This window comes from Streptomyces sp. NPDC050704 (assembly GCF_040654355.1).
GTDB lineage: Bacteria > Actinomycetota > Actinomycetes > Streptomycetales > Streptomycetaceae > Streptomyces.
On record NZ_JBFAHW010000010.1, the window covers coordinates 157,732 to 169,750 of the forward strand.

Here is a 12,019-nt window from a genome sequence, read left to right on the forward strand (position 1 = left end):
GCTGCTACTCGATGCCCGAGATCAGCTGAGCGGGAGAGCTCAGTGGGTCTCGGGACGGAGGACCTTGGTCCGGAGGACCGACTCGTTCAGGTTCATCTGGCGGTCGAGCTCCTTGACGACCGCAGGCTCGGCCTGCAGGTCGATGACCGAGTAGATGCCCTCGGGCTTCTTCTTGATCTCGTACGCGAGACGACGACGGCCCCAGGTGTCGACCTTCTCGACCTTTCCGTTGGCCTCACGGACAACGGAAAGGAAGTTTTCGATCAGCGGAGAGACAGCGCGCTCTTCGAGATCGGGGTCGAGGATGACCATCACTTCGTAGTGACGCATGTGGAACCCACCTCCTTTGGACTCGGCGGCCACGGTCGTTCCGTGGCAGGAGGGTTGTTATGCGTACGCAACGGTATCGGCAGCCACTGACAATCGGCCCTCCGAACAGCGAACTGAGCGGGGGATCGCGCCATGGCCTGGGCATACACCGGTGCAGACGCTACAGACTACCCGCACCCCGGCCTCCGGTTGAAATCCGGGGCAGGTGAGCGTCAATCTGTACACGTCGGGTGTGTATGGCGCTACGATGCGCCGCCTTCCGCAGGAGGTGCCCCATGGCACAGGCATTGCGACCCAACCCCGTCGGTTCCCTGTTCGCCACCGACCACAAGCCCCATCCGCTCCAGGACACCCTGCTCGCCGTAACGCTGGTGCTCGGGGTGACGTCTTTCGTGACGGCGATGTTCCACAACCTCCATCTGCTCAGCTCATGGACGGGACTGGTGGGCATCCTCACCGGAGCGGCCGGACAGTACCTCTCGGAGACGACCCGGGAACGCTTCGGGCTGATCCTGGGCCTCGGTGCCGCGGGCATCGGCTTCTTCCTGGGCATGGCGCACGGCGGCCTCTTCGGCGGCGTCATCGGCTGACCCCCCGACGGTCGGGGACCGCCGGCCCCCGGCCTGTCCAACACCCGGCACGGTAGCCGGACAACACCGCCAGGCGTCCGGCCGCGTATCCGGTCGGGGTCGAGGTTCCATACGGCCAGACGAGGCGCTCACAGGGCGCAGTAGGCTTCGGCGCGAGAGCCGGAGCCCCTGTACCCATGGGGACACACCAGCCCGAGGAGCGCCCCGAATGAGCCTGACCCTGAGGACCATCAGCCGAGAGCAGCATCTGGCGTACATCCAGAGCCTGCCCGCGGCGAGCCACATGCAGGTCCCAGCCTGGGCCGATGTCAAGGCGGAGTGGCGCTCCGAGAACCTCGGATGGTTCGACGACAGGACCGGCGAGATGGTCGGTGCGGGTCTTGTGCTGTACCGGCAGCTGCCCAAGATCAAGCGCTATCTCGCCTATCTGCCCGAGGGCCCGGTCATCAACTGGTTCGCGCCGAATCTGACCGAGTGGCTGGATCCGATGCTCGCCCACCTCAAGCAGCAGGGCGCCTTCTCTGTGAAGATGGGCCCGCCGGTGATCATCCGGCGCTGGGAGGCCGCTTCGATCAAGAAGGGCATCCAGGACCCGGACGTGAAGCGCCTGCGCGACATCGAAGCCGACTTCATCGAGCCGCGCGCTTTCGAAGTCGCCGACCGGCTGCGCCGCATGGGCTGGCAGCAGGGCGAGGACGGCGGGGCCGGCTTCGGCGACGTACAGCCTCGCTACGTCTATCAAGTGCCGCTCGCGAACCGCTCGTTGGAAGACGTCCACAAGGGCTTCAACCAGCTGTGGCGGCGTAACATCAAGAAGGCTGAGAAGGCCGGCGTCGAGGTCGTCCAGGGCGGCTACCAGGACCTGGAGGAGTGGCAGCGCCTCTACGAGATCACCGCCGCGCGCGACCACTTCCGGCCCCGCCCGCTCTCGTACTTCCAGCGCATGTGGACAGCCCTCAACACTGAGGACCCGAACCGCATGCGGCTCTATTTCGCGCGGCATGAGGGCGTGAACCTGTCCGCCGCGACGATGCTGGTCGTCGGCGGGCACGTCTGGTACTCCTACGGTGCCTCCGACAACATCGGGCGCGAGGTCCGGCCCTCGAACGCGATGCAGTGGCGGATGCTGCGCGATGCCTACGCGCTCGGCGCCACCGTCTACGACCTGCGCGGCATCTCCGACTCCCTGGATGAGACCGATCACCTCTTCGGTCTCATCCAGTTCAAGGTGGGCACGGGCGGGCAGGCCGCCGAATACCTCGGTGAGTGGGACTTCCCGCTCAACAAGCTGCTCCACAAGGCGCTCGACATCTACATGTCGCGCCGCTGACGCCCCAGAATGTGCCTTCATACCTCTGATACACCGCTGCCACCAGAAAGGTTCCAGGTCCGGCCATGGCGCTCACCCTCTACGTCGACACCGCGCGCTGGCGGGCGCACCACAAGCACGTCTCCGAGCAGTTCCCGGGGCTCGTCCCCGTCTGCAAGGGCAACGGCTACGGCTTCGGCCACGAGCGGCTTGCTGACGAGGCCACACGTCTGGGCTCCGACGTCCTCGCCGTCGGCACGACGTACGAGGCGGCGCGGATCAAGGACTGGTTCGGCGGCGACCTGTTGGTGCTGACGCCCTTCAGACGGGGCGAGGAGCCCGTACCGCTGCCCGACCGGGTCATCCGCTCCGTGTCGTCGATAGACGGCGTCTACGGCCTCGTGGGCGCCCGCGTCGTCATCGAGGTCATGTCCTCCATGAAGCGGCACGGGGTGAGCGAACAGGATCTGCCCCAGCTCCACGCCGCCATAGAGAACGTGCGGCTCGAGGGCTTCGCCATCCACCTGCCGCTGGACCGCACCGACGGCTCGGACGCCGTCGAGGAGGTCATCGGCTGGATGGACCGGCTGCGTGCGGCCCGCCTGCCGCTGCACACGATGTTCGTGAGCCATCTCAAGGCCGCTGAACTCGCCCGGCTGCAGCAGCAGTTCCCGCAGACCCGCTTCCGCGCCCGCATCGGCACGCGACTGTGGCTGGGGGACCATGAGGCCACCGAGTACCGCGGTGCCGTCCTGGATGTCAGTCCCGTCGCCAAGGGTGACCGTTTCGGCTACCGCCAGCAGAAGGTCGCCTCGGACGGCTGGCTGGTGGTCGTGGCGGGCGGCACCTCGCACGGGGTCGGCCTGGAGGCCCCGAAGGCACTGCACGGCGTCATGCCGCGCGCCAAGGGCGTCGCCCGGGCCGGTCTGGCCACGGTCAACCGGAACCTTTCGCCGTTCGTCTGGGGCGGCAAGCAGCGCTGGTTCGCGGAGCCCCCGCACATGCAGGTCTCGATCCTCTTCGTGCCCTCGGACGCCCCGGAGCCCAAGGTCGGCGAGGAGCTGGTGGCCCATCTGCGGCACACCACGACGCAGTTCGACCGCATCGTCGAGCGCTGACCGCGGAGGGCCTGAGCCCACGGACAGAAACGAAAGGCCGTACACGGACTCCGTGTACGGCCTTTTGCGTAGCGCGCCTACGCCCTGTTCGCTCAGGGCGAACTGTCGCCCGCCTGACCGTTCCGGCTGCCCCACTCCACCGTCGGCCCGTCGATGTGCGCCGCGTGCCGCGGCGGACGAGCTGCGGCGCCCAGGACGAAGACGTCTCCCGCGCCGTCCAGAACTCCGCCCGACGGATCGTCGTCACCGGAGCGGCGCACCGCGTCCCGCTCCGGCATGAAGATGTCGCGCACGACCACGGCGCACAGATACAGCGTTCCCAGCAGGTGGGCGGCGATGGCCATTTGATAGCCCTCCTGCGGAAGCCCCTTGTGAGCATCGCCGCTGGTCGTGTACGCGAGATACATCCAGATCCCGATAAAGTACGCGACCTCGCACGCCTGCCAGATCAGGAAGTCCCGCCACTTCGGGCGGGCCAGCGCCGCGAGTGGGACCAGCCACAGTACGTACTGGGGCGAGTAGACCTTGTTGGTGAGGATGAAGGCCGCGACGATCAGGAATGCCAGCTGGGCGAAGCGCGGTCGGCGCGGAGCGGTCAGCGCGAGTGCCGCGACGCCCACGCTGGAGATCAGCATCAGCACCGTGGCGGACGTGTTGACGGTGTCGGTGGCGAGCGGTGTATCCATCCGCTGGGAGAGGATCAGCCAGAAGGAGCCGAAGTCGACGCCGCGTTCCTGGCTGAACGTGTAGAACTTCGACCAGCCCTCGTGCGCGAGCAGCATGACCGGAAGATTCACCACCAGCCAGGCGCCGGCCGCGCCGAGCAGGGCGGTGCCGAACTCCCGCCACTTGCCCGCGCGCCAGCACAGCACGAGCAGCGGCCCGAGCAGCAGGACGGGGTAGAGCTTGGCGGCCGTGGCGAGCCCCAGCAGGACACCGAAGGCAAGAGTGCGGCCCCGCGACCACATCAGCATCGCGGCGGCCGTCAGAGCGACGGCCAGCAGGTCCCAGTTGATGGTGGCCGTCAGGGCGAAGGCGGGTGCCAGAGCGACCAGCAGACCGTCCCAGGGCCGCCGCCGGTGAGTGCGGGTCACGCAGACGGCGATGACGGCAGCACACACCATCAGCATCCCGGCGTTGACCATCCAGTAGACCTGTTCCCGGTCCTGGATGCTCCCGCTGCCCGGCGTCAGCCAGGAGGCCGCCTCCATGAACACACCGGTCAGCACCGGGTATTCGAGGTACTCCATGTCGCCTTCGAGCTTGTCGAAGTACGGCACGAGCCCGTCGGCGAAACCCCGCCCCTGGTAGAGATGCGGGATGTCCGAGTAGCAGGCGTGCGTGTACTGCGAGCTTGCCCCGAAGAACCAGCCGCCGTCGTAACAGGGCAGCTTCTGCACCATCCCGAGGGCGAACATGCCGATCGCGACGAGTGCGATGACGCGTACGGGAGTCCACCAGGACACCCCGAGCAGGGCGCGCCGTCCGATGGGGCCGCCGAACAGTTCGCTGCCGGTCGCGGCGACCGGGTCCTCCTTGGTCGGCCGTACCGTCTCTGGCTCGTGCGCGCTCGCTCGCGTCGTCTCTGCGCTGGGCATGCCGCACATCCTGCCGTACGCGGCTGGGAATACGCCGAGGGCCGTCGCACCGAGTCGGTGCGACGGCCCTCGTTTCTCGTGAAACACCCCACTCGGGATGTTTCACGTGAAACACCCACAGTGGCGGCTACCCCGTTCCTCCGAAGATGCCGCCGTTGCCGTTGCCTCTGCTGTTGCCGGTCTCGCTCTCCGTCGGAGAGGCCGTCACGCCTCCGTCTGTACCGCCTGCGTCCGTTCCGCCCGTATCGGTACCACCCGTGTCTGTGCAGGCGGGGTCGAACGGGTTGTTGCAGATCTCGCTCTCCGAGGGCGAGGGAGAGGGCTCGGGCTCGCTGGGAGTGGGAGTCGGGGACGGGGTCGTCTCCTCTTCCTCCTCCGTCTGGGTGGGCGTGGGGATCACGCTCGGGCTCGGGACGTCGTTGACGACCTCACCGATGGGCTCGGGCGTCGGGAACTTCTCCACCTTCGTGTTCTTGAGCGCCTGCTCCATGTAGTCGTGCCAGATCTCGGCCGGGAACGAAGCACCGTGAATCTTGTTCTGGCCACCAGTTCCGTACATCTCCAGGAACTCGCGCTTCTTGTTGGACTCGTCGTCGTCCATGCGGTACATGGAGATCGCGGTCGAGAGCTGCGGGGTGTACCCGACGAACCAGGCGGACTTGTTGCCGTCGGTCGTACCGGTCTTGCCCGCCACCGGCCGGCCGTCCAGCTTGGCCGCGGTACCGGTGCCGTCGTCCACGACGGTCTTGAGGACGTCGGTGACGTTGTCGGCGACCTGCGGGGTGAATGCCTGCTTCGTCTTGGCCGTGTCCGCGTGCTTGAAGACCGTTCCGTCCTCGTTCGTGATCTCGTCGACCGAGTACGGGTCGTTCTGCTTGCCGCTTTCCGCGAAGGTGGCGTACGCACCGGCCATACGGATCGCACTGGGGTCGGAGGTACCGAGGGAGAAGGACGGGAAGTTGGCGCTGGCCAGGGTGCCTTCCTTGATGCCCGCGTCCAGGGCGGACTCCTGGACCTTGTCCAGGCCTACGTTCATACCCAGTTGAACGTAGGCGGAGTTGGCGGAAACCCTCATCGCCTCACGGAGATCGATCTGGAAGCTGGGCGGGTTGTACGACTCGTCGCCGTCGTTCCGCTGCAGCCACTCCTTCTCGTCCTTGTCCTTCCAGATGTCCCCGTTGTAGTCCTTGATCTTGAGCTTGTTCTTGCCGCTGAAGAGGCTCTCGGGAGAGACCTTGGTCCTCTCGTCCTGTGCCTGAGTCGGCCCGAGGTCCTCGTCGCGTACTCCCCACTTCATGGCAGCCGCCAACACGAACGGCTTGAACGTCGAACCGACCTGGGCACCGGTCTGGTCGGCGTTGTTGGTGAAGTGCTTGGTCGCGTCCTCACCGCCGTAGATGGCCTCGATGGCACCGGTTTCCGGGTTCACCGAGGCTCCGCCGAACTGGACGTGCTTGTCCGTCTTCGGGCGCTGTTCAGGCTTGATGTTCTCCTTGCGGACCTTCTTCACCGCGTCTTCGAGCTGCTTGACCTTCTTCTTGTCGAAGGTCGTGTGGATCTCGTAGCCGCCCTCTCGAAGATCCTTTTCAGTGATCCCGGTCTTCTCGGTGTTGTTGACGATGTACGCCTTGGCGAGGTCGACGAGATAGCCGATCTGGCCGCCCAGCTGCGCGTTCGACCGCGGGCTCTGGAGCTTGGGGAACTCGGGGTACTTGGCCCGCTCCGCTTGCTTCAGGTGACCGTCCTTGACCATCTCGCCAAGGATCCAGCGCCACCGGGTCTCCGCTCGCTCACGGTTGGCAGCGGGCGTGGCTGCGGGGTCGATCGATTCCGCGCCTGCCGGGTCGTAGTACGTGGCTCCCTTGAGCACCGCCGCCAGGAAGGCACACTGGCTCGGGTTGAGCTCCTCGGCCTCCATGTCCGTGCCGAAGTACGCGCGCGCCGCCGCCTGGAGTCCGTAGGCGCCGCGGCCGTAGTAGGCGGAGTTCAGGTAACCGGCCATGATGTCTTCTTTGGAGACGTCGGCCCCGACCTTGATGGAGACGAAGAGCTCCTTGAACTTGCGCGAGACCGTCTGCGACTGATCCTCCAGCATCGCGTTCTTCACGTACTGCTGGGTGATCGTGGAGCCGCCCTGGGTGTCGCCGCCCTTGGCCATGTTGAACAGGGCGCGGCCGATGCCCATGGGGTCGACGCCCTTGTCGTTCTCGAACGTCTTGTTCTCCGCGGAGATGACGGCGTAGCGCATCGCCTTGGGGATCCGCGAGTAGTCGATGATCTGGCGGTTGGTCTCACCGCCGGTGGCGACCATCTGAGTGCCGTCGGCCCAGTAGTAGACGTTGTTCTGCGCCTCCGCCGTCTTGGCGACGTCCGGGATGCCCACCAGTGCGTACGCGACCCCCGCGACTGCCATCATGCTGCCGAAGAAGCCGATGAACAGTCCCGTCACGAGCTTCCACGAGGGCACCCAACGTGCCGCCCCGTACTTGCCCGCGCGTGGATAGTCGATGATCCGCTTCTTCGGCGGGACGGACCCACGCCCTCGGCCCCGGCCGGGCCCGCTCGGCCCGCCGGGACCACCACGGCGGCCGCCACCACCGTGACCGCCGCGCCCCGCACCGTCGGCCGCTCTGCGCCGGCCGCCGCCGCTGCTTCTCTGTGCGGCCCGTCGGGCCTCGGCACGGCTACCGAACGGGCTCTCCTCACCTCCCGAGTCATACGAGCCGGAAGGAGATCCTGTAGCGCCTCGCGGTGCCGCACGGCTACCGGAGGACGAACCGGTCTGGCCGCGTCGGGCCGCGGCACGTCCGCCGCCCTGCGGCTGCGGCGGTTTGCGACGGTGCTCGCTCATCGAACGATTACTCCTCGGGCAGGCGCACCTTGGCACGCCTGGAAACGGCAGCTGGTTTCCGGTCCCCCCGAAGTACGGATGCGGTCGTTCCCGCATTCATCCGTACTGCACCGAGGACCAGGACGTCCCCAGGCGTCACTCGGTTCCCGGTGGTTTGCATGGCGCACAGACTACGCACCGTCAAAACCCTCCTAGGGCCGAAGTTCACCCCAAAACAGGCAACTCGCTTCATGAGAATCGATGATGTGACGCCGTTCACCGCGCCCCCTCTTGTCGCAGGTGACGGACCGATCTATCGTGCTGATGTATCGAGTCGATACATCAGCTCGGCATAAAGACCGTCACGGCAGGGCCGCGGCAGAGAGGAGGCGACGATGAGCCGGCGTTCCGGGATCCTCGAGTTCGCCGTCCTCGGGCTGCTCCGCGAGTCCCCGATGCACGGCTATGAGCTGCGCAAACGACTCAATACGTCACTGGGTGTGTTCCGTGCCTTCAGCTACGGGACGCTCTACCCCTGCCTCAAGACGCTGGTCGCCAACGGCTGGTTGATCGAGGAACCGGGGAACGCCCCTGAGGACGCGCTCGCAGCGCCACTCACAGGACGTCGCGCCAAGATCGTCTACCGGTTGACGGCGGAAGGTAAGGAGCACTTCGAGGAACTGCTCTCACAGACGGGTCCCGACGCGTACGAGGACGAGCACTTCGCGGCTCGTTTCGCCTTCTTCGGGCAGACGTCGCGGGACGTACGGATGCGGGTCCTCGAAGGCCGCCGCAGCCGTCTCGAGGAGCGCCTGGAGAAGATGCGCGTCTCTCTGGCACGCACCCGGGAGCGCCTCGACGACTACACCCTTGAGCTCCAGCGCCACGGAATGGAGTCCGTGGAGCGCGAAGTGCGCTGGCTGAACGAGCTCATCGAAAGCGAGCGGGCCGGACGGGACCAGCGGCGTCCCGGATCCGACGGCTCCGCTCAGCAGGACAGCACATCTGGGGAGTCGGGCGGCCTGCCCCGGCCCGGGGGTACCCCCGGGCCGGATCCGTCCGATGACACTGCCACGTGAAGTCCGCTCAGGGCTTCACCGAGTACACACAGGGAGCAACCGGAATGGGTTCGGTTCGCGTAGCCATCGTCGGCGTGGGCAACTGCGCCGCCTCGTTGGTGCAGGGCGTCGAGTACTACAAGGACGCCGACCCGGCGTCCAAGGTGCCGGGCCTGATGCACGTCCAGTTCGGCGAATACCACGTGGGTGACGTCGAGTTCGTCGCCGCCTTCGACGTCGACGCGAAGAAGGTCGGCCTCGACCTCTCGGACGCCATCGGCGCCAGCGAGAACAACACCATCAAGATCTGCGACGTCCCCAACAGGGGCATCACGGTCCAGCGGGGCCACACCCTCGACGGCCTCGGCAAGTACTACCGCGAGACCATCGAGGAGTCCGACGAGACCCCGGTCGACATCGTCCAGATCCTCAAGGACAAGCAGGTCGACGTCCTCATCTGCTACCTGCCCGTCGGCTCCGAGGACGCGGCGAAGTTCTACGCCCAGTGCGCCATCGACGCCAAGGTCGCCTTCGTCAACGCCCTTCCGGTCTTCATCGCCGGCACGAAGGAGTGGGCGGACAAGTTCACCGAGGCGGGCGTCCCGATCGTCGGTGACGACATCAAGTCGCAGGTCGGCGCCACCATCACGCACCGTGTGATGGCGAAGCTGTTCGAGGACCGCGGTGTCCGTCTCGAACGCACCATGCAGCTGAACGTCGGCGGCAACATGGACTTCAAGAACATGCTGGAGCGCGACCGCCTCGAGTCCAAGAAGATCTCGAAGACGCAGTCCGTCACCTCGCAGATCCGCGACCGCGACATGGGCGCCGACAACGTCCACATCGGCCCGTCCGACTACGTCGCCTGGCTGGACGACCGCAAGTGGGCGTACGTCCGCCTCGAGGGCCGTGCCTTCGGTGACGTTCCGCTGAACCTGGAGTACAAGCTCGAGGTCTGGGACTCCCCGAACTCCGCGGGTGTCATCATCGACGCCCTGCGCGCCGCGAAGATCGCCAAGGACCGCGGCATCGGCGGCCCGATCCTCTCGGCGTCGAGCTACTTCATGAAGTCCCCGCCGGTTCAGTACTACGACGACGAGGCCTACGACAACGTCGAGAAGTTCATCAAGGGCGAGGTCGAGCGCTGAGACCGTTTGCGCTGAGCTCTGTTGAGGGTCCCCGGGTCACAGGCCCGGGGACCCTCCCCGTATGTGAGGCTGTGCTCCATGGCTGTCGTGCGTGACCTGCGCGTACTCCTGCGTGTCCGGAACTTCCGGCGTCTGCTCGCCGTCCGGCTGCTGTCGCAGGGCGCCGACGGGGTCTATCAGGTCGCGCTCGCCACGTACGTCGTCTTCTCGCCGGAGAAACAGACCTCGGCGGCCGCGATCGCCTCCGCCATGGCGGTACTGCTGCTGCCGTACTCACTCGTCGGTCCCTTCGCCGGCGTCCTGCTCGACCGCTGGCGGCGCCGACAGGTCTTTCTGTACGGCAACCTGCTGCGGGCGCTGCTTGCCTCCCTGACGGCCGTGCTGATGCTGAGCAGCGTGCCGGACTGGCTCTTCTACGCGTCCGCGCTGTGCGTCACCGCGGTCAACCGGTTCGTCCTGGCGGGCCTGTCCGCCGCGCTGCCCCGCGTCGTCGATTCCGAGTGCCTGGTGATCGCCAACTCCCTTTCGCCCACGGCTGGAACGCTCGCCGCCACCCTCGGCGGCGGTCTCGCCTTCGTCGTGCGACTCTTCGCCTCGGACTCCGATGCGGCGGTCGTTCTCGTCGGGGCGGCTCTGTACGTGTGCTCCGCGCTCGCCGCGCTGCGCCTGGCACCGGAACTGCTCGGACCCGACCGGGAGTTGGTCCAGCCCCGGCTGAAGGCGGCACTGGCCGGCACGGCACACGGTCTGGCGGCAGGAGTACGTCATCTGGCCGAGCCACCACGGCGGGAGGCTGCCTGGGCCCTGACCGCGATGACGCTGATGCGGTTCTGCTACGGCGCCCTGACGGTCATGGTGCTGATGCTCTGCCGGTACGCCTGGTCATCCGGCCCGGACGACGACGGGCTCGCCCTCCTCGGCCTTGCCGTGGGCATCTCCGGAGCGGGCTTCTTCGCCGCGGCCGTGCTGACTCCGGCGGCGGCCGGCCGACTGGGCGCCGGCGGCTGGATCATCACTTGCGCCGCATCCGCCGCGGTCCTGGAACCCGCGCTCGGCCTGCCGTTCGCCGAAGTCCCCATACTGATCGCGGCCTTCGTTCTGGGCCTGACCACGCAGGGGGCGAAAATCGCCACGGACACCGTGGTCCAGTCGTCCGTCGACGACGGCTTTCGTGGCCGGATCTTCGCGGTGTACGACGTGCTGTTCAACGTCGCCTTCGTCGGCGCCGCCGGTGTAGCGGCCCTGATGCTGCCTCCTGACGGCCGCTCAGTCGCGCTGGTGGTAACGGTGGCCGTTATTTACGGGGCGGTTGCTGCGGCTATGGCCCGCTTTGAACTGCAGTAAGTGTCACATCAAGGCCACAGAGCCCCTTTGGACTACAGAGTTGTCAGCGGTGGCCGATAGTTTACGTCCGTCTTATTTCGCGCCACGCGCTCCTACATCCAAGGGGGACCCCCAAAGTGACCACTCCGCCACCCCAGGGCCAGAATCCGTACGCTCAGCAGCCCACCCCTCCCCTGGGGCAGCCGGGAGTCCCCGCGCAGCAGCCCTACCCGCCCTTCCAGCAGGGCGCTCCGATGCCGCCGCCTCCCGCGCCGCCGGCCAGGCGCGTGAGCAAGACGATGCTGCGCATCGGCGCGTTCATAGTCGTCGCGATACTCATAGCCGTCGGCAAGTGGTGGTTCGGTCAGAGCGACGCCGAGACCACCTCCGTGGGCAGCTGCATGCACAACGAGGGCTCGCAGAGCACCCCGGACCTCAAGACGGTCGACTGCTCCTCGAGCGATGCCGAGTACAAGGTCGTCGAGAAGTTCGAGGACACCAGCGACAGCAAGAAGTGCGAGACCGTCAAGAAGGCCACGATCTCCTACTACCAGACGGGCGATGGCCACGACGTCGTCCTCTGCCTGAACGAAGTCAAGTAAGGCGAGCGACATACGTCGAGGGCCGTTGTTTCACGTGAAACAACGGCCCTCGACGTATTAGGCACTAGAGGCGGGGGGGGGATATTTATAAGTAAAAAGAAAACCGCCCAGGG

The 12,019-nt window shown here is 66.6% G+C and carries 10 protein-coding genes; 7 read left to right on the forward strand and 3 right to left on the reverse strand.

What is annotated here, in order from left to right; translation table 11 throughout:
• Positions 1-39: 39 nt before the first annotated feature.
• Positions 40-330, reverse strand: a complete 291-nt coding sequence (rpsF, locus tag AB0I18_RS08200) for a 30S ribosomal protein S6 (RefSeq protein WP_028804085.1) — start codon at positions 328-330, stop codon at positions 40-42.
• A gap of 275 nt (positions 331-605) precedes the next feature.
• On the opposite strand from rpsF, the gene AB0I18_RS08205 reads away from it, so the two are divergent.
• The 3 genes from AB0I18_RS08205 (at position 606) to AB0I18_RS08215 (ending at position 3,347) form a co-directional block, all read left to right on the forward strand.
• Positions 606-920 (forward strand): hypothetical protein, encoded by a 315-nt coding sequence (locus AB0I18_RS08205; protein WP_363104557.1) that lies wholly within the window; start codon positions 606-608, stop codon positions 918-920.
• 208 nt (positions 921-1,128) lie between these two features.
• Positions 1,129-2,250, forward strand: coding sequence for a peptidoglycan bridge formation glycyltransferase FemX (gene femX / locus AB0I18_RS08210; protein ID WP_363104558.1), 1,122 nt, complete (start codon positions 1,129-1,131; stop codon positions 2,248-2,250).
• Positions 2,251-2,315: 65 nt separating this feature from the next.
• Positions 2,316-3,347 carry an alanine racemase gene (locus tag AB0I18_RS08215; RefSeq protein ID WP_363104559.1) on the forward strand — a complete coding sequence of 344 codons (1,032 nt, stop codon included), beginning with the start codon at positions 2,316-2,318 and terminating at the stop codon, positions 3,345-3,347.
• A gap of 92 nt (positions 3,348-3,439) precedes the next feature.
• Here the strand turns inward: AB0I18_RS08215 and AB0I18_RS08220 are convergent, their stop codons facing one another.
• Together AB0I18_RS08220 and AB0I18_RS08225 are read right to left on the reverse strand one after the other, a co-directional pair.
• Positions 3,440-4,945 carry a glycosyltransferase 87 family protein gene (locus AB0I18_RS08220; RefSeq protein ID WP_363104560.1) on the reverse strand — a complete coding sequence of 502 codons (1,506 nt, stop codon included), beginning with the start codon at positions 4,943-4,945 and terminating at the stop codon, positions 3,440-3,442.
• Between the two features lie 127 nt (positions 4,946-5,072).
• Positions 5,073-7,796 (reverse strand): transglycosylase domain-containing protein, encoded by a 2,724-nt coding sequence (locus AB0I18_RS08225; protein ID WP_363104561.1) that lies wholly within the window; start codon positions 7,794-7,796, stop codon positions 5,073-5,075.
• A gap of 374 nt (positions 7,797-8,170) precedes the next feature.
• On the opposite strand from AB0I18_RS08225, the gene AB0I18_RS08230 reads away from it, so the two are divergent.
• From AB0I18_RS08230 to AB0I18_RS08245, 4 genes are all read left to right on the forward strand, one after another.
• Positions 8,171-8,854 carry a helix-turn-helix transcriptional regulator gene (locus tag AB0I18_RS08230; protein ID WP_363104562.1) on the forward strand — a complete coding sequence of 228 codons (684 nt, stop codon included), beginning with the start codon at positions 8,171-8,173 and terminating at the stop codon, positions 8,852-8,854.
• 44 nt (positions 8,855-8,898) lie between these two features.
• A complete protein-coding gene (locus AB0I18_RS08235; protein ID WP_363104563.1) occupies positions 8,899-9,981 on the forward strand; it encodes an inositol-3-phosphate synthase in 1,083 nt (360 codons plus the stop codon).
• 78 nt (positions 9,982-10,059) lie between these two features.
• Positions 10,060-11,325: an MFS transporter gene (locus AB0I18_RS08240; protein ID WP_363104564.1), complete on the forward strand. Its 1,266-nt coding sequence runs from the start codon at positions 10,060-10,062 to the stop codon at positions 11,323-11,325.
• A 116-nt stretch (positions 11,326-11,441) separates the two neighbouring features.
• The gene (locus AB0I18_RS08245; protein ID WP_363104565.1) at positions 11,442-11,906 is read left to right on the forward strand and encodes a hypothetical protein; all 465 of its coding nucleotides are present in this window, start codon (positions 11,442-11,444) and stop codon (positions 11,904-11,906) included.
• Positions 11,907-12,019: the final 113 nt, after the last annotated feature.